At 31.0% G+C, this 19,972-nt stretch carries 15 protein-coding genes; 9 read left to right on the top strand and 6 right to left on the bottom strand.

The window, feature by feature from the left end:
- From KA468_RS07880 to KA468_RS07865, 4 genes are all read right to left on the bottom strand, one after another.
- The coding region (locus tag KA468_RS07880; RefSeq protein WP_291242399.1) for a SusC/RagA family TonB-linked outer membrane protein at positions 1-2,420 on the bottom strand (2,420 nt) is incomplete at its 3' end.
- A gap of 262 nt (positions 2,421-2,682) precedes the next feature.
- Entirely contained in the window at positions 2,683-5,499 is a 2,817-nt protein-coding gene (locus KA468_RS07875; RefSeq protein WP_291242398.1) for a triple tyrosine motif-containing protein, read from the bottom strand.
- A 115-nt stretch (positions 5,500-5,614) separates the two neighbouring features.
- Positions 5,615-7,342, bottom strand: a complete 1,728-nt coding sequence (locus KA468_RS07870) for a T9SS type A sorting domain-containing protein (RefSeq protein ID WP_291242397.1) — start codon at positions 7,340-7,342, stop codon at positions 5,615-5,617.
- Positions 7,343-7,754: 412 nt separating this feature from the next.
- A complete protein-coding gene (locus KA468_RS07865) occupies positions 7,755-9,035 on the bottom strand; it encodes a T9SS type A sorting domain-containing protein (RefSeq protein WP_291242396.1) in 1,281 nt (426 codons plus the stop codon).
- Between the two features lie 167 nt (positions 9,036-9,202).
- Here KA468_RS07865 and uvrA point away from each other — a divergent pair, with 167 nt between their 5' ends.
- The 8 genes from uvrA to KA468_RS07825 all read left to right on the top strand — a co-directional run bounded on the left by uvrA (position 9,203) and on the right by KA468_RS07825 (position 17,159).
- Positions 9,203-12,013 (top strand): excinuclease ABC subunit UvrA, encoded by a 2,811-nt coding sequence (gene uvrA, locus KA468_RS07860; RefSeq protein ID WP_291242395.1) that lies wholly within the window; start codon positions 9,203-9,205, stop codon positions 12,011-12,013.
- Positions 12,014-12,034: 21 nt separating this feature from the next.
- The gene (locus tag KA468_RS07855; RefSeq protein WP_291242394.1) at positions 12,035-12,262 is read left to right on the top strand and encodes a hypothetical protein; all 228 of its coding nucleotides are present in this window, start codon (positions 12,035-12,037) and stop codon (positions 12,260-12,262) included.
- Positions 12,247-12,549, top strand: coding sequence for a type II toxin-antitoxin system RelE/ParE family toxin (locus tag KA468_RS07850; RefSeq protein ID WP_291242393.1), 303 nt, complete (start codon positions 12,247-12,249; stop codon positions 12,547-12,549). The genes KA468_RS07855 and KA468_RS07850 overlap by 16 nt, the downstream gene beginning before the upstream one ends.
- A gap of 1 nt (position 12,550) precedes the next feature.
- A complete protein-coding gene (gene uvrB, locus KA468_RS07845) occupies positions 12,551-14,539 on the top strand; it encodes an excinuclease ABC subunit UvrB (RefSeq protein WP_291242392.1) in 1,989 nt (662 codons plus the stop codon).
- A 375-nt stretch (positions 14,540-14,914) separates the two neighbouring features.
- The gene (locus tag KA468_RS07840; RefSeq protein ID WP_291242391.1) at positions 14,915-15,508 is read left to right on the top strand and encodes a hypothetical protein; all 594 of its coding nucleotides are present in this window, start codon (positions 14,915-14,917) and stop codon (positions 15,506-15,508) included.
- A gap of 261 nt (positions 15,509-15,769) precedes the next feature.
- Positions 15,770-16,378 carry a hypothetical protein gene (locus KA468_RS07835; RefSeq protein ID WP_291242390.1) on the top strand — a complete coding sequence of 203 codons (609 nt, stop codon included), beginning with the start codon at positions 15,770-15,772 and terminating at the stop codon, positions 16,376-16,378.
- Positions 16,379-16,515: 137 nt separating this feature from the next.
- Positions 16,516-16,755, top strand: a complete 240-nt coding sequence (locus KA468_RS07830; RefSeq protein ID WP_291242389.1) for a hypothetical protein — start codon at positions 16,516-16,518, stop codon at positions 16,753-16,755.
- Positions 16,755-17,159 (top strand): type II toxin-antitoxin system VapC family toxin, encoded by a 405-nt coding sequence (locus KA468_RS07825; RefSeq protein ID WP_291242388.1) that lies wholly within the window; start codon positions 16,755-16,757, stop codon positions 17,157-17,159. Before KA468_RS07830 ends, KA468_RS07825 begins: the two co-directional genes overlap by 1 nt.
- Here KA468_RS07825 and KA468_RS07820 read toward each other — a convergent pair.
- Positions 17,156-17,479: an MnmC family methyltransferase gene (locus tag KA468_RS07820; RefSeq protein WP_291242387.1), complete on the bottom strand. Its 324-nt coding sequence runs from the start codon at positions 17,477-17,479 to the stop codon at positions 17,156-17,158. The two genes, KA468_RS07825 and KA468_RS07820, sit on opposite strands and share 4 nt — an antisense overlap.
- A 556-nt stretch (positions 17,480-18,035) precedes the next feature.
- Between KA468_RS07820 and KA468_RS07815 the strand changes: the two genes are divergently transcribed.
- Entirely contained in the window at positions 18,036-18,329 is a 294-nt protein-coding gene (locus KA468_RS07815) for a Bor family protein (RefSeq protein WP_291242386.1), read from the top strand.
- Positions 18,330-18,656: 327 nt separating this feature from the next.
- On the opposite strand, the gene mnmD is transcribed toward KA468_RS07815, so the two are convergent.
- Positions 18,657-19,325, bottom strand: coding sequence for a tRNA (5-methylaminomethyl-2-thiouridine)(34)-methyltransferase MnmD (gene mnmD / locus KA468_RS07810; RefSeq protein WP_291242385.1), 669 nt, complete (start codon positions 19,323-19,325; stop codon positions 18,657-18,659).
- Positions 19,326-19,972: the final 647 nt, after the last annotated feature.

Below are 19,972 nucleotides of genomic sequence, written 5' to 3'. Positions count from 1 at the left end.
AAAATCCCATCTGCTTGTAATCCGTAAAAATAACCTATTGATTGACCTTCTTCCATTCTAGAAATAAGAGGTTGCCCTACTCCAAAAGAACCTGATTCAATAATACCTCTACTATCACTTACTTTAGTTACCACATTATCAATTGTTGTAAAATTTGAATTTACACTAAATGATAAATTATCATTTAGTTTTTTATTGTAACCGATAGAAAATTCAAAACCCTTATTTTGTGTTGATCCTGCATTTACAACTGGAGAAGCACCACCCGGAGCACTGGCTCCTACTATACCTGATACTGGCAACCCTTCAATTAATAAATCAAGTCTACTTTCAATAAAGTAATCTGTAGTAATATCTAATTGATTATTAAATAATTTAACATCTAAACCCACATCAAATTTTTTAGCTGTTTCCCATTTTAAACCAGGATTTGGTAATTTACCTATTGTAAAGCCATTAACTAACATATTATTAAAAACATAAGTTGCTTCACCATCTAAAAGACCTAAATATCTGTTAGTTCCGATTTTGTCATTACCCAAAGTTCCTAAACTTGCTCTTAATTTCATCTGATTTATACTCTCTATATTTTCTAAAAATTTTTCTTTAGATAGTATCCAACCTCCTGTTGCAGATAAAAAATATGCAACAGCATTATCTGGACCAAATTTAGTAGAAGAATCACGTCGAGCAATTCCAGAAAGCAAATACTTTCCATCATAATCATATTGAATTCGTGCAAAATATGAATTCAAACGCTCATCATAAACGTAAGAACCTACATTTTTTGTTGTTGGTAAACCATTTGCTAAACTAATATCGGCAAATTCCCATGAATTATTTGGTACATCAAAGCCAGTAGCAAATAAACCGTTACCCCATTCTTTAGAATTTGTAGTTCCTAAAGTTCCTGTAAAATTATGATTTTTTATATTTTTCTTATATGTTAAGTATAAATCAAATACATAACTATTATCGTTTATTGCAGTTTGATTAACACTGCTTCTGTCTACATTAAAAACTTTACCACCACCGTAGTTTACAATTTTAGAAAATGATTTTCCTTCAGAATTTGAAGTATTAAAACCAATTTTAGTGGATAATACTAAATCTGGAATAATTGAGTAGTCCAATCCAAATGCACCACTAATTCTTTTTATATTATAATCATTATGAGTATTAGCTATCTGAGCAAGTGGGTTAATTACTTCAATACCAAAACCAGGAGTACTAGGTACTAAAGAAAAATCACCTGTAGAATTAAATGGAGAAATTGTTGAAGGTGTATTAATTGCATTAAATAATGGAGCGCCTAAATTGTTTTCACTTAATGATTTTCTATTTAAAAATGTATAATTTACATTAGTTTGAACTTTCAATTTTTTTGTAACATCAACACCTAATGATAATGAGGCAGTACTTCTATTAAAACCGGATTTATCTAGACCAACAATTCCATCTTGTTTAATATGTGAACCACTCATGGCATAAGTAATTTTATCAGTACCTCCTGAAAAATTTATATCATTACTCACAATCGGAGCTTTATTACTAAATACTTCATTTTGCCAATCCGTACCCCTTCCTAAGTTAGAAACATTAGGATAAGGAAGTACTTGACCACCATTTGCATAACTTTCATTTAAAAGTAATGCATATTCAGTTGCATTTAATAGATTTAATTTTTTAGTAGTCTCTTGTTGACCAATATATGAATTGTAAGAAATATTAGATTTTGTATTCTTTTTACCATTTTTTGTTTTGATGATTACTACACCATTAGCACCTCGAACCCCATAAATTGAAGCTTGAGCATCTTTCAAAACATTTATTGATTCAATGTCACTCGGATTTAAAATACTTGGATCGGAAATATTTCCATCTACTATATACAATGGACTATTATTACCATTACTTTGAATTCCTCTAATTAAAACACTAAAACCAGCGCCTGGAGCACCAGAATCAGATGTTACAGTAACACCTGCTAATGTTCCTTGTAAAGCCTGTTCGATTTTAATAGGCTTAAGTTGTTCAATAGTTTTAGTACTAATGTAACCAACAGCCCCGGTAACATCCTTCTTTTTCTGGCTTCCATACCCTACCACAACTACTTCTTCAATTGCCTTATTGTCTTGTTTTAAGGAAATGGTTATGGTTTCATTTTTTGATACTACAAATTCTTGAGAACTGTATCCGTAAAATGAAAATGTAAGTGTACTTCCTACAGCTACATTAGAAACTGTAAAGCTACCATCTGCAGCAGAAGACGCTACACCGGCTTTGTTTAGTAAAACAGTAGCACCGCCCAATGGCGTATTTGTGCTAGAATCATAAACTTTTCCAGTTACGGTTACCGATTGTGAAAAACCGATAGCTGTAAATAATAGAAAAGCAAATTGCCATAATTTAGATTTCATAAATGTATAATTTATTTGTTAGTTTAGTTATTGGTAAAATTATAGGTTAATCATAATATTTGTGTAATTATAACCTTTACAAAAAACATACAATTTAAAAAAAATGTAATTTTTTTATGGTATTCGCAATAAAAGGCTAGCAATTATTATGTTTCACAAATATTTAATTTGTCTTATTTTTTTAATATTACACAGTGTTTTGTATTACGATAACGTTGTTGTAGTGTTTTTGTATAGGTAAAACAGACTTTATGTTGTACTGTTAAAAAGACAATATATATTCTACCAATCCTTTTTCATGTGGTAAATCCATTTTTTTACGCAAACGATATCTTTTAATTTCTACACTTCGAACTGAGATATTTAAAAGTGGTGCAATTTCTTTAGAAGATAAATTCAATCTCAAGTAGGCACATAACCTTAAATCGTTTGGCGTTAATGAAGAATGGGCTTGTTTTACTTTCTTTAAGAAGTTGTTATCTGCAGTATCAAATGCCTCTTTAAAAACCGTCCAAGTATCCTCTTCACTAATATTTTTAGTAATAGTAGTAATGACAGATTTTATGCTTTTACTGCCTTCTTCTGTATTGTTTTTTAAATCTTCTTTGATTAATGATAGGAGCTCGTTCTTCTTAATTAAACTCATAGTAGAAACCGCCAATTCTTTATTTTTAATATCTACGTCTTGGGATAATTGTTCGTTTTTCAAGCGCATGATTTGCTGATTACTTTCTAAAGCAGCTATTTCTAAGAGTAAATTATTTTCTTCAATTAATTTTTGTTCTTTTTCTCTATAGTATTTTTTATAGGTTTTATGAATGTATACGGCGCCTACAATTCCCAATAATAAATATATTAAAACTAATAAATTCGTTGCATACCATGGCTTATTTATAGTAAACGTATAGGTAGCTAAATTTTCTGGTTTAGAATTGGCAATTTTAGCTCTCACTTTAAATACATAAGTTCCAGGAGGTAAATTTTTAAAATTGGCACTGGTTTTCGCACTCCATTCACTCCATTGATCATGCAAACCTTCTAAAATAAATTGATATTCAGCATTAATGTATTTGTTGTATTCTGGAACGGTATAATTAAATGTTATATTATTTTCATCGTAAGCTAATACTCCTTCATCTTTAATAGAGTAATTAACGATTTTTTCATCTAATTTATTGACTGAAATATTAGAAATAGACACACTATAATTTTTAAAACTCAAGTCGTTTAAATTAATCGTATAATAGCCATCGGTAGTACCAATTAAATAATTTGCATTTGATAATTGTGTTATGTTTTCATAACCTAACATGGAATTGGTTAACGAGGCAGGAATTGGAATAATATTTTCTTTTAATTGACTACTCAACTTACTTAGAGTAAAATAATGAATGTAGTTTTTAGAAAACAACCAAAGTTTATTAGAATTATCTACAATTAATTTCCCTGAAGTATATTCATCTTTTTCAAAAACAGCGCTTAAATTTTTATCTTTTACAAATCGCTTTGATTGATTGTTTAATTTAAAAATACCTTCCTTATTTGCATAATATATATTTGAATTAAACTGCGTTAAACTAGCATTCTTTCCTTTAGTTGGGGTTTTATATGTAAATATATTTTTGGCAATTGAAAACGATTTATCGAGTTGGAAACGAAACACACCTTTGTATTCGTGACTTACATATACTTCCAAATTGGATGTAACTTCAAAATATTTTGAAGAATAATCAAAACCTGTTATTTTATTTTTAAACTGCCATTGATTCCCTACTTTTTGTAAAACAGAAATCCCATAATAATTTCCTTGAAGTAATATATTTGGTTGATTTGGAACGGTTTCAAACTTCCAAGTTCCAGAATTAGAAAATATTAATTTAGCTACATTAGTAGTTACAACAAAAGTTCCTGAATCGTGTCCGCAAAACAAAGTACCATTATGAGCAAAAATTGACCAAACTTGCCCTTTGGTTCCGCTAATAAACTGGAAAGAAGCATCGCTTAAAACATTTTTATAAAACAATCCTTGGTTGGTACCTATATATAAATTACCATTGTGAAGTAAAGAAGTATAAACGGTTCCTAAAATACCTGTATCGTCAGAAAAACTTCTAATCGGCGATTGTAAATTGATGCAGTTTATACCATTATCTAATCCAATCCATAAATTTTTATCTACATCTTCAAACAAAGACAAGGCAGTGTTGTTACTTAAGCCTTTATTCTGCGTTATGTGGTATTTCTTTTTCCCCTCTGCAGAAATAACAAAAATACCGTTTGAAACCGTTCCTATCGCAAAACCTTTATCTGAAAGTTGCTGACTACTATATACGCTACTGGATGCTATTTCCGAATCAACTTCTGTAGCAAATTTCGCCACATTACCCGCAATTAAATTGTAAAATCCAGAATACTGCGTTTGTAATAATAAGCCTTCATCCGTTGAAAAAATGGAAACAATTTTATTGTTCTTTAAAATAGGATGATTTGAAATTAATTTTTGCTTTCCATTTTCAATTTCAAATAAACCATCATTCGCCACTTGAAAATAAATGGCATTATCCACTTGAAATGATTTTAAAATACCTTTACTTGATGGAATGATACTAAATTTTTGCGTTTTAGTATCATAAATATAAATTTGATTTAAGGACTGAAAAATCACCCATTGTTCATAATTTAAAATGTTCCAAAATTGTTCATCGTCAATAATTTTAGCTTTAATTTTATCACTTAACGAGGTGTATTTTAGTTTATTATTGGCTTCTCTCACCCAATAACCGAATTCCATATAACAACCTGTATAAATTCTGTCTCCAACTACTTTTACTGAACGCGTAATGGTTTCGTTTGGTGACGGATATAAATTCCAATTGGTCCCGTTAAACTCCAAAAGTCCATCGTTATTTGCAAAAAATAAGAATTGGTGTTTGTCTTGCGAAATCATCCAATTTTGATTTCCGGCGTTATAAATACTGGAAGGATATTTAACTATTGGCGGCAATTGCTGTGCATATCCTACAAAAGAAAATACTGCTAAAAGATAAAAAGTAAAAATAGGTTTTTGGAAGCCTTTCATTTAATAAAAATATGGTTAACGATTATAAAAGTATTGATAAAATTTTGAAAAAGAAAATATTACAAAAAAAAAGCACGTTTCAATTGAAACGTGCTTTCTAATTTTAACTAAATGATTATTGTTTAATAAATTTTGAAGTACTTACTTTTCCTTCAGAAATTACTTTAACTAAATAAATACCATCTTGTAAACCTGACACATTCAATACTGTGTTATCAGCATTTACGTTTACATTCATTACTTCTTGTCCTACAACACTATAAACTGTTATTGCATCCATTTTATTTGCAGATGTAATTGTTAACATATTTGAAGTTGGATTTGGAAACATACTGATTTTTGCCATATCAAATGATTGGTTTGATAATGCAGAAGTAGTAAAATAAACATTATCAATAAATAAAGTTCCAGCCCCAACAGGTTGTCCTGAAAATATTAATTGAGCTATATGACCTTTTGTAATTAATCCTGTAAAATCAGATAATGGAATATGGTAACTATTCCAAGATGTAAGTGTTGGTGTAAAAGTTAATTCATGTTCTACATCATCCCCACCACCAAAAGCAGCGTTAGCACCAAAATCAACTAATTTAATTCTAAATACTGTCATGTTTGGTGTCCAAGCATCAACATGAAAATACAACATATTTGTAGCGTTAATTTGAGTTGTTGTAGCTTCAATACCTACGAAATTTAAATTTGCATATTTTTTTGTGTCATTACCTTGAATTTGAACACTAGTTAAAGCAGCTGCAGACCAACTTGTTTGCCAAGTATCTACTGGTACATTTGTATATGGATTACTAAACATAGAAATTACATTTGCTGCTGGTAATGTTGGTGTTGGTGCAGCAGTCATTGGTTCAGTTACAGGAGTTGTAGTAGTACAAGATGCACAAGATGCCCAACATACAGTTGGTTGTACCATGCTTTGATTTGCAACTACTAAAGTTCTGTTTGTAAATCCACCTGTAGTAATTGTACAACTTGTACCAGATGCTAGTTGTTCAGAACCAGCCCAGTTGTCTCTTGAAAATTTATACTCGTGTGTTCCTGGAGCAATAGCAATAGTTGCTTCCCAAACTCCGTCAGCATTAGCATCAGTCATTGGGTTAGCATCTCCAGACCAGTTATTGAAAGTACCACTTACATAAGGCGTAGTAAATCCTGTTTGTTGTGTCATGTCTACTTTAAAAGTTACGTTAACTGGAGTTGCAGGAGCACTTGTTCCTACGACAGTAACATTTCCTAAAGCAGTTTCATTTGCTGGATTTCCGTTTAATCCTTTTACTGTAAATCCATATTGCACGATTAAACCAGTTGGAATTGCTGTAACAGTACTTAAACTAAAAGCACCTGCAGCAGTTAATGGTAGTGTTACACTAAAATCTGTAGAATAACCGTTTGCTGGATTTAAACCCTTGATAAACGCAACGGCAGTATAACCTGTAGCTAAATTATGATTGGTAACATTTCCTGTAAAGGTAACTATTTGTCCAGCTAAACTAGCATTTTCAACATATGTATTACCTTCAAATATTTTGTTACCTAATCCTGCACCATTTGTCCAATACGCAATATCTGCAGCTGTAGTAGCGTTAGCATAGGTATTAAAATTAGGTTGTAACTTTAAGGTATTTGTAGAAGCCGTAAGTGTAGTTTTTAAATCCGGCAATGCCCATGCGCTTCCAAATGCAAAAGTTGTTCCATTAGTTTGAAACACATTAGCATAACCTAACCAGTTTGATGCACCGTTTACAGTCACAGTAGTTTGTGCCTGCACATTTTGATAACTTGTAAAAATACAAATACCAATTAAAAAGAATTGTAATGTTTTTTTCATTGTTTTTACGTTTTAAGATTAATCAAATATAGATAAGATTTAAATTCATAGTTTTTTTTTGATATATATAAAAACTATACTACTTTTCTACAAAGAAGTAATGCAGTAAAAGCTTATAAAATACTGATAAATATAGATTTAGTATGCGTATTTGATAAAACTCCAGATACAACAATTTGCATAATGATTAGTTAATGTTGTGGTAATCTACAACGATTTCGTGAAATAAATAATTGATTTTTACCCATAAAAAATAAAAAAACGTCAAAAGAAGGATGAAATACTAATTACTCAATAATTCCTACAATAAATTACAGATAATGAAATTATTAATAATATATAATAGTAGTTTAATAACGGACATAAAAAAAACACGACAAAATTTGCCGTGTTTTTTTTATGTGATTTAAATTTATTTCTTAATTACCTTTTTAGTAACCAAGGTATCATTAACCATAAAACTTAAGTAATACATACCTGCATCTAAATGCGATAAATTAAAAGTATATTCGTTAGTATTAATATCAAAACGATTAACAACTTGTCCTAAAGAATTATACAATACACAATCAGAAATAGGTGTGGCTACTTGTATCGTTAGTAAATCCGTACATGGATTCGGATATAATTTTACTGACTCTAAATCGAAGGTTGAAGCCGATAGATTTGTATTTAATTTTATATCATCAAAATAATAGGTTTCTCCAGTACCTACGGCACCAAAATTACAAAACACCACTACTCTTTTATAATTATTTGCATTCACTACGTTTGGAAATACAAATGTTAATTCTTCCCAAGTATTTGCTGTTGTATTTACTGCATCAACTTCTATATTAACAGCAGCATTAGTTAAATTTTCTAATTTAAGTTTGAACGTTTTACCTGCATATGGTGAATACACTTTCATTTTAATTGAGTTTACAACAGAAAAATCTACAGCATTTGCCAACTCAATAAACGAACCCGCCCAAGTTGTACCAACATTTTTTATTAATTTAGCTACGTTACTTGATGTATTAATTCCGTTACTCTGTGGATTTGGAATTTTAGTAGTAACCGCATTTCCAAAATTAGAAAACGAATAGGTAATAGTACCAGATTCAAAATCTAAAGGTAAATTAGGCTTTTCAATTTCTGGACCAAAGGTTATATTGTCAAAATAACATATATTATCTGTAGTTCTTGTTTGGAAGTCAGGAAAAATAACAATTTGATCGTTTGTTTCTCCTATTTTTGAAGAAAAATCGAATATTAATTCTTCCCATTGATTGATAACAGAATTGGACTTTTTAATTTCCCCAGTTGAACCATTTGTAGCATTCACAAATTTTATACCTACATCACTAATTACACTTTTATAAACCATAATTTTCACTGTACAATTGCTTGCTGTAATAGTATAGGTACCAAATGCAGTCGGTCCTGACGGCACAGATAATTGATGTACCGATTCTACACCTGCAAAAGTTGCCCCTGTAATTAATGTTGTTAATTTCGCAACAGTTGACGAAGTATTTATTCCAGATGCACTCGGATTTGCAACTATCTGAAGTGGTGCATTAGCGCCGTTTTCAAAAGTAATCCAATTCCAAGTTGCACCATTCCCTGATGTTTCAAAGTTTATGGGTGCATTTTGCGAAAATCCACTTAAAGCGATAAGTGATAATAAAAGTAGTAATTTGTTTTTCATGGTCTATATATTTTATTGATTAAGACAAATATATTGATATCGTTAAAGACCAAATCAATTCTGAATGATATAAAAACTATACAACAACAAAATATATTCATTTGGATTTATTTCAAGCCTACTTTTATGTTTAATTAATTATCTTTGCCATTCTCATAAAAAACACAATGATGCAATCCGATTTTTCTTCTTTAGAACCCAAAAAATTTATCTTGATAAAAGGGGCACAATTGCACAATTTAAAAAATATTGATGTCGCCATCCCAAGAAATCAAATGGTTGTGATTACTGGACTTTCTGGGTCTGGAAAATCAAGTTTAGCCTTTGATACGCTGTATGCTGAAGGACAAAGACGTTATGTTGAAAGTTTATCTTCCTACGCACGCCAATTCTTAGGGAAATTAGACAAGCCGAAAGTGGAATACATTAAAGGAATTGCGCCTGCCATTGCAATTGAACAAAAAGTAAATACTACAAACGCGCGTTCTACAGTTGGTACATCAACAGAAATATACGATTACTTAAAATTACTTTTTGCCAGAATTGGAAGAACCTATTCGCCAATTTCAGGTGAAGAAGTAAAAAAACATACGGTTTCTGATGTAGTAAAATACATCCAGTCTTTAGAAATTGATACAAAATGGCTCCTTTTAGCTCCTATTCATTTAGAAGAAGGCAGAAAATTACAAGACAAACTTAACGTTTTATTACAACAAGGTTTTGCAAGAGTACTTATAAACAATCAAACGGTACGTTTAGATGATTTTGTTTCGACATTAGAAATGATTGACGAATCTACAATGGCTAACAAAGAAATTTTATTAGTAATTGACAGAATCGTAGTAAAATCAGATGAAGAATTCTTAAACCGAATTGCTGATGCCTTACAAATAGCATTTTATGAAGGAAAAGGCGAGCTATATTTACAAGAACCAGAAAAATCAAATCGCATCGTTTTTAATTCAAATTTTCAATTAGATGGTTTGGATTTTTTAGAACCAAACATACATTTATTTAGTTTTAACAATCCTTATGGCGCTTGCCCTACTTGTGAAGGCTACGGAAGTGTAATTGGTATTGATGAAGAACTTGTTGTACCAAACACTGCGCTTTCTGTATATGAAAATGCCATTTTTCCTTGGCGAGGTGAAAGTATGGGTTGGTACAGAGACCAATTGGTAAATAATTCACATCATTTTGATTTTCCTATCCATAAGCCTTATTTTGAATTATCAGACGCACACAAAGCACTTATATGGAATGGAAATAAGTATTTCACAGGATTAAATGCCTTTTTTGCCGATTTAGAAGCAAATAACTATAAAATTCAAAACCGTGTGATGCTTTCGCGTTACAGAGGTAAAACAAAATGCCACGCTTGTAACGGCAAACGATTACGTGCAGAAACTAACAATATTAAAGTAGCAGGAAAAACCATTTCTGACTTGGTAGATTTACCTATTATTAAACTAATTCCGTTTTTTAATACCATTGAATTATCAGAATATGATGAAAAAGTTGCGAAACGATTACTTTTAGAAATTAAAAATCGATTGGCATTTTTAGATAACGTAGGATTAAATTATTTAAGTTTAAACCGGCAATCCGCATCGCTATCTGGTGGCGAATCGCAACGAATTAATTTAGCTACTTCATTAGGAAGCTCGTTAGTGGGTTCTATGTATATTTTAGATGAGCCGAGTATTGGTTTACATCCAAAAGACACTGAAAAATTGATAGAAGTATTACTTAACTTAAAAAAGTTAGGCAATACGGTAATTATAGTAGAACACGACGAAGACATAATGAAAGCCGCCGATATGATTATTGATATTGGTCCTGAAGCGGGAACTTTGGGTGGTAATTTAGTGGCGCAAGGTACATATGACGAAATTTTAAAAGCAGATTCGTTAACGTCGAGATATTTAAACGGAAAAGAAAAAATTGAAGTACCTAAAGTTCGAAGAAAATTCAAAAATCATATTGATATTATTGGCGCCAGAGAAAACAACTTAAAAAATATTGATGTCACTTTTCCTTTGGATTGCTTAACCGTAATTACAGGTGTTTCTGGTAGCGGAAAAAGCACATTAGTAAAAAAGATATTATTTCCTGCTTTACAGAAAAAACTAACGGGAATTGGAGAAAAAGCGGGTCAATTTACAAGTTTAGAAGGCAGTTATTCGCACCTTAAAAACATTGAATATGTAGACCAAAACCCTATTGGAAGAAGTTCGCGTTCCAATCCAGTAACGTATATCAAAGCATATGATGATATTAGAGAATTATATGCCAAACAAACCACTTCAAAACTAAGAAATTACCAAGCCAAACACTTTTCATTTAATGTAGATGGTGGACGATGCGAAACGTGTAAAGGCGATGGCGAAGTAACCATTGAAATGCAATTTATGGCCGATGTGCATTTAGAATGTGAAATTTGTAATGGAAAACGCTTCAAAAAAGAAGTGTTAGAAGTAAATTTTGAAGGCAAAAACATCGACGATTTACTAAAAATGACCATTGATGAAGCGGTTGCCTTTTTTGAAACGCACGGGCAAACCAAAATCACACAAAAACTACAACCACTGAAAGAAGTTGGATTGGGATATGTGCAATTAGGACAATCGTCTTCTACGCTTTCTGGTGGTGAAGCACAACGTATAAAATTGGCTTCGTTTTTAGTAAAAGGTGCTACAAAAGAAAAAATGCTATTTGTGTTTGATGAACCTACCACTGGTTTGCATTTTCACGATATCAAAAAATTATTAAAATCATTTGAAGCCTTAATCGATAAAGGACATTCCATAATCGTAATTGAACACAATTTAGAACTTATAAAATGTGCCGATTACATCATCGATATCGGTCCTGAAGGTGGAGAAAATGGCGGACAATTGGTCGCTTTTGGAACTCCAGAGGAAATCTCAAAAAATAAAAAATCCTTGACAGGAAAATATCTAGCAGAAAAATTGTAATTTCGATAAAATTTCAAGAGTATGAACACGTTAGAATTAAAAAACATATTAATTGAAGAAATAAATCAAATTGAAGACAAATCTTTTTTAAATGCTTTGAGAACCATAGTGGAGTCAAAAATTAAAAAAGAAAATCTTTATGAAGAGTATAATTCAGAGATTTTAATTGCGGAAGAAGATATTGAGAAAGGGTATACGATTTCTCATAATGAGGTAAAAGCTAAAATTGACGAATGGAAAAAGAAATAATTTGGACTAAAACCGCTTTAGAACAATTAGAGACTATTTATTTCTATTTAATAAAAAAAACAAAAAGCAAAACTACTTCTAACAAAGTTGCTGCTACGATATATGAATCTGTAACAATTCTAAAATCAAATTGGGAAATTTATGAATTAGATGAAATGAAAAAATCTAATTCTGGAAATTTTAGAGCCTATGAAATTTATAATTATAGAATTTCATATAAAGTTACGCCAAACGAAATATACATAATTAGGATAAGACATACAAAACGTAATCCTAAAAAAATCTAAAATGAAATTCAAAGTAGTATCTGACTATGTTCCCACTGGCGACCAGCCTCAAGCCATTGAAAAATTAGCTAAAGGCATCATCAATGGCGAAAAATACCAAACCTTATTAGGTGTTACGGGTTCTGGAAAAACATTTACGGTAGCTAATGTGGTCCAAGAAGTGCAGAAACCTACTTTAGTTTTAGCACACAACAAAACCCTTGCGGCACAATTGTATTCGGAATTTAAGCAATTTTTTCCAAATAATTCGGTGCAGTATTTTGTTTCGTATTACGATTATTACCAACCCGAAGCCTTTATTCCGGTAACGGGAACCTACATTGAAAAAGATTTATCTATTAACGAAGAACTCGAAAAACTTCGTTTAAGCACTACCTCTGCCCTACTTTCTGGTCGTAGAGATATCATTGTAATTTCATCGGTTTCTTGCTTATATGGTATTGGAAATCCTGTTGAATTTCAAAAAAATGTGATTACTTTAAAAAGCGGACAAGCCATTTCACGAACCAAATTATTGCATCAATTGGTGCAAAGTTTATACGCTCGTACCGAAATGGAATTTACGCCTGGAACTTTTCGTATCAAAGGCGATACCGTAGAAGTATTTCCAAGTTATGGCGACGAACCGTTTCGAATTCACTTTTTTGGCGATGAAATTGAAGAAATTGAAGCGTTTGATGCCCGAACGTCTCAGGTATTGGAAAAATACGATTCGTTAAGCATTTATCCTGCTAATATGTTTGTGACTTCTCCAGATGTTTTACAAAAAGCCATTTGGGAAATCCAACAAGATATGGTAAAACAAGTCGAATATTTTCGAGAAATCGGCAAACATTTAGAAGCCAAACGCTTAGAAGAACGCACCAATTTCGATTTAGAAATGATTCGCGAATTGGGCTATTGTTCTGGAATTGAAAACTACTCGCGTTACTTGGATGGTCGCGAACCGGGTACACGACCTTTCTGTTTATTAGATTATTTTCCAGACGATTATTTGATGGTTATTGATGAAAGTCACGTTACCATTTCGCAAGTACACGCTATGTATGGTGGCGACAGAAGCCGAAAAGAAAACTTGGTTGAATACGGATTCCGTTTGCCTGCCGCAATGGACAACCGCCCTTTAAAATTTGAAGAGTTTGAAGCATTACAAAATCAGGTATTGTATGTTTCTGCCACTCCTGCCGACTATGAAATGCAAAAATCAGAAGGTGTGTATGTGGAGCAAATTATTCGTCCTACAGGATTGTTAGATCCGATTATTGAAATTCGTCCAAGTGCGAATCAAATAGATGATTTAATTGAAGAAATTCAATTGCGTTGCGAAGCCGACGAGCGTGTTTTAGTCACAACACTAACCAAACGAATGGCAGAAGAATTAGCTAAATACCTTACCAAAGTTTCGATACGATGCCGTTACATTCATTCGGATGTGGATACTTTGGAACGTGTAGAAATTATGCAAGACTTACGAAAAGGTGTTTTTGATGTATTAATTGGCGTCAACCTATTACGTGAAGGTTTGGATTTACCCGAAGTATCGCTGGTGGCGATTTTAGATGCGGACAAAGAAGGTTTTTTACGAAGCAAACGTTCGTTAACGCAAACCGTTGGAAGAGCCGCCAGAAACATTAACGGAAAAGCCATTATGTATGCCGACAAAATTACGGCAAGTATGCAACACACCATAGATGAAACCATTTACCGCCGCGAAAAACAAACGGCTTACAATACCTTACACGACAAAACGCCACAATCGTTAAATAAGAGTTTGGGTAATGCCTTTAGCGCCAATTCTGTTTCAACACAATATTACGAAAACCAAGCGTATAAAGCCGCCGAACCCGAAAGCGAGTACCTAAGCAAACCCGAAATAGAACAAAAAATTAGGGACAAACGAAAACTAATGGAAAAAGCCGCCAAAGAATTAGACTTTATGCAAGCCGCCAAGTTTAGAGATGAAATTAAAGCGCTACAAGAAAAACTATAGAATTCTATATTTATTATTGTCATACCGAATTCATTTCGGTATCAAAATGACTAATAACCTCAATTTTTACGTCTACAACCTAAAATTTCACGTTATACAACCCCAATTTTTACGTTCAGAACCTAAAATTTTACGTTACACAACGCCATTTTTTACGTTCTGGACGTGAAATTTAACGTTATACAACCCCAATTTTTAGGTTTGGAACGTGAAATTTTACGTTATACACTATCTTTCTCAAAATTGAATAATCACACATATTTTGTAGTAAATATTCCGAAAAAAATATTGAGAATTATTTATTATATTTGAATAAATAAAATAATGTTTGTTAGATTTATATACAAGTTAACAACAATTTTAAATTCATATACTATGAAAAATCTTCTTTTAACTATTATTTTAATTGTATTGCAAGGTTGCAGTAAGGACAACAACATAAATGTAGATCCAACTTTTTCTTTACCACCCGAAACTCAAACGGGAGCAAACACTTTTGGCGTTACCATTAATGGTAAAGTGTATATACCTAGAGATCCAACAGGAGGAGGGGTAATGGGAAGTGGCAAAGGAATGGTTTTATGGGGTACATCAGATAATTCTTGGTATGAATTAGAAATTAAAGATGGTGCAAGTTCTGTTGGGTTTAATATGGTTATTCATATGGAGCCATTGATATCAACAGGACAGATTACACTAAAACAAAGCAATTTTCAAGACAACATAGATAGTATTAGAAATAGTCATATTTATTTTAAAATATGGGATAGCAATATTAGTAATTATGCGTATTATGGTTCTGTTGAAAATGAATGTTTTTTAAATATTACAAGATTAGACAGTGGAATTTTATCTGGAAAATTTTTCGGGAAATTTGTCCGCTATGACAATCCTAATAATTTTATTCAAATTACAGATGGTAGATTTGATATTAATGGTTTTACCTTACCTAATCATCCTTTTCCATAAAAAAATTTGCTCCTCCAAGATTTAACATAAAAAATAGTAACAACAAATCTTAACTGTTTTAAATATAATGAAAAATCTACTTTTACTACTATTAATCCCCCCCGCTACCGCGCGAATCCTTTCGCGTGGTAACTAAAACCTTTACCCATTTTTCAACTAACGTAACACCGAGTTCTCCGAAGATTTCTAATTAAAATAAATGTACAACACAAAGTCTAATAACTTTAAGCAACAAAAAAATCAAACAAAAAACAGAAAATTATGAAAAAGATAGTATTTATAATAACATTATTTATAGCAATTAATAGTTTTGGACAAATAAACGCCGAAAAAAATAATGGTTTAAAAATTACAAATCAAGCTGCTGTTTCTGAGAATGATACAATAATAAAAGTTTACTATGAAAATCAATTAGAAAACAATATAAAACCTGCGTATTTCGTAAATGACAAACTAGTCAACGAAAGCGTTTTGAAAACTTTAAATCCAAATGAAATTGATAACGTTAAAGTTGAAAAAGAAGATATAGAAATTGATAACGTTAAATATTATGGCAAAATACTAGTTGAAACTAAAAGCACTTATAGTCCAAATTTTATTTCACTTAATAATTTAAAAACTAAATATACAAACATCAAGGAACATAAAATAATATTTAAAATTGACAATGAAATAGTAAATGAAAATTATAATAATTTCATAGTTGATGAAAAGTATATTTTAAAAATTATTGTAGAAAATTATGAAAATAAAGAAGAAAAATTAAAAGTATGTTTTGTAAATTTGATTACTAAATCTGAAGAAAATATTAAAAAATCAAAAGAAATACTACTTCGTGGTAAAGACGAATTTGAAATAAATAAAAATTAAATTCCCAAGCTGCTTCGAGATTTTTTTTCGTGTAGAAACCACCAAAAAAAACTTTACCTATTTTTCAACGCACGTAACTAATCAATTCTTGTAAAACAAAAAATATTTTATATATTTGAATTATAAATTTGTAAAAAATGACATTTACTGATAAAAATATTATAGAAAATTATTTTGGTTTATTCGAAAGTTTAAATTCAATTAGTAAACTTGAACTTATTGAAAAGCTTACAAAATCGATAAAAGCAGATACTAAAAGTAAAGAAAATGCATTTTTTAAATCATTTGGAGCCTTTTCTACTGAGAAATCTTCTGATGAAATAAATGCAGAAATCAAAAAAAATAGAAAATTCAGAACAAAAGAAATTAAATTCTGATGAAATATTTACTTGATACAAATATCTGCATTCATTTTCTTCGCGGAAAATTTGAAATTGATACTATCATTAAAAATAAAGGTTTAGAAAATTGTTATATCTCTGAAATAACAGTCTTAGAACTTAGATTTGGTGCAGAAAACAGTTCTGACAAAATAAAATCACATAAAGCGGTAGATATTTTTTTAAAGGGTATTGTAATTATTCCAATATATGGTTCAATTAAAAAATATGCAGAAGAAAAAGTCCGTTTAAACAAAATTGGAAAACCGCAAAATGACGAATTTGATTTACTAATTGGAGTTACAGCACTTGTAAATCAACTTACTTTAGTAACAGAAAACACAAAAGATTTTAAAAACTTTGAAAATCTTGCTTTAGAAAATTGGGTATCTCGTACCTAATAAATTTCATTTTTCAACGCACGCAACATTTCTCTTTTTCCGGGTGCGCCTGGTAGTTTTTTGGTTTCAAAACCAGCGTGTTGCATAGCATTTTTAATTGTGGTACGGCACGCATACGTGGTTAATATGCCTTTACTTTTTAGGGCAACATACATTTTTTCAAAAACAACTTCATTCCATAACTCGGGTTGCACGTTGTAGCCAAAAGCATCAAAATAAATTAAATCAAACGTATTTTCATCAGTTATTTCATTAAAAAATTGTTTACGCTTGGTTAGGGTAAAATAAGGTGTTACTTCAATAGTTACTTCCCAAGGCAACGTATGTAATTGTTCAAAATCTGCTTGACGGTTGGGTACGCCGCCAAGTTTAGAGATGAAATTAAAGCGCTACAAGAAAAACTATAGAATTCTACAGTTATTATTTGTCATACCGAATTCATTTCGGTATCTAAATGACTAATAACCTCAATTTTTACGTTCCGAACGTGAAATTTTACTTTATCCACTATCTGTCGCAAAACCAAACACCTGTTTTGTAGGAATTATTCTACAAATAATATTGAAATTGATTTATTAATTTTGTAAAAAAGAAACAAACCAATGTAACATACGTAACTAAATTATGTTGTGTATGCAAAAATTTGTAACACATGTATTTAATTTGATAGCCCTGAAGGAGAGTATAAATTATATATATAAAATTGTACTGTTATAAAATCATTTATACAAAGCTTTTCACCAAGCGGCAAAACGTTAATTAATATTTTAGTGAAAAGTAAAAATGATATAATTATTAAAAAACGGATAGCATCGAAACCGAAAACAATGCCTAAAAATGACTCAATATTGGGTAAATAATATAAATTTTAATAGAATGAAAAGAACATTCAAAATTTTGACAATTGCTTTTACGTTGTCAATTATGCTAACATCTTGTTTTTCTTACACTAGTGTTGTTGGAAAAGGAGCACAAGGTAACTCTCAAGTTACTAAATGGAATCATTATGTAATTGGTGGTTTAGCACCAGTAAAAATTTCTGATTCAAAAGCTATGGCTGATGGTGCAACAGATTACACTGTTCATACAAGACAAACTTTTGTAAATGGTCTAATTTCTTCTTTGACATTTGGTCTTTATGCACCAACAGTTACAACTGTAACAAAGTAAGAAAATATGGGCGATAATATTAACCTTTATCGCCCATAAAATTTTATTAAAAATGAAAAAAATTACATTTTATATTTCAATATTAGTATTTCTATACTTAATATACACTCTTATAAATATTTTTAATTCTCAAGCCAAAAACTTAAACGATTACGAAAGCGGGTTTTTAATGGGAAAAATTATATTATTAACTACTTTTGGATTTATAATTTACAAAACAAATCCTTTTAAGAAAAAGGCTTAGTAAGAGGACAAAGCTACTACCAAGATATTTCCGCTACTTAAAGTCTTCTGAATCTAGATGATTTGATTTTTCAACAAAACCCTTTACCCATTTTTCAACGCACGCAACATTTCTCTTTTTCCGGGTGCGCCTGGTAGTTTTTTGGTTTCAAAACCAGCGTGTTGCATAGCATTTTTAATTGTGGTACGGCACGCATACGTGGTTAATATGCCTTTGTTTTTTAGGGCAACGTACATTTTTTCAAAAATAGCTTCATTCCATAACTCGGGTTGCACGTTGTAGCCAAAAGCATCAAAATAAATTAAATCAAACGTGTTTTCATCGGTTATGTCATTAAAAAATTGTTTACGCTTGGTTAGGGTAAAATAAGGTGTTACCTCAATAGTTTCTTCCCAAGGCAACGTGTGTAAATGTTCAAAATCCGCTTGTCGGTTAGGTTCTTCCAATTGGGTAGCATAATTGAGCTGTACAATATCTTCAAAAGCCACCGGATAGGCTTCCACGGCTACATAATTCACTTTTATTTGTCGGTGTTCGGCTTCCAACATCGTAATTAATGCATTTAATCCGGTACCAAAACCAATTTCTAAAATCGAAATTTCCAAAACGTCTTCAAAAAGCGCCAATCCGTTTTTTATAAATACGTGTTTTGCTTCTTGTATCGCACCAAATTTAGAATGATACGTTTCATCCCATTCTGGAATATAAATTGACGTAGAACCGTCTTTTGTAATGATAATTTCGTGTTTCATCTTATGGGTAAAAGGACAAAGGTAAAAGGAAAAAGGCAAAAATCAATAGCAAACTTTTTATATTAAAAAATCCGTTAAATCTGTCAAATCCGTGTTCCTATCCTATCAAACGAAATTTCTATGTTCCCTATCTAAAGCGAAGCTTCTAATTAATTTTAAATAAAACTATGTGCCTATGTGTTTAAAATTAAAAATTAGTGGAAATCCGTTACATCTGTCAAATCTGTGTTCCAATCATATCAAAACGAAATTTCTATGTTCCCTATCTAAAGCGAAGCTTCTAAATAATTTCAAAAAAAACTATGTGCCTATGTGTTTAAAATTAAAAATTAGTGGAAATCCGTTACATCTGTCAAATCCGTGTTTCTATCATTTTCAATATCAATAACAATAACAAACTAAAAACGAAATTTCTATGTTCCCTATCTAAAGCGAAGCTTCTAAATAATTTCAAAAAAACTATGTGCCTATGTGGTTAAAATTAAAAAATCCGTGAAAATCCGTTACATCTGTCAAATCTGTGTTCCTATCAAAAACCAACTAACCATCTAAAAGATTGCTTCACAAACTCTCAATCACTATCTTTGCCTAAATTTTCATACAAATGGTTACATTCGAACAACTTAATCTTCCAATTTCGCTACAAA

Origin of the sequence: Flavobacterium sp., assembly GCF_017985075.1 — a bacterium.
In the GTDB taxonomy this organism is placed as follows: domain Bacteria; phylum Bacteroidota; class Bacteroidia; order Flavobacteriales; family Flavobacteriaceae; genus Flavobacterium.
Note: the sequence above shows the minus strand (reverse complement) of the source record. Positions and strands in the feature narration are given on the sequence as shown.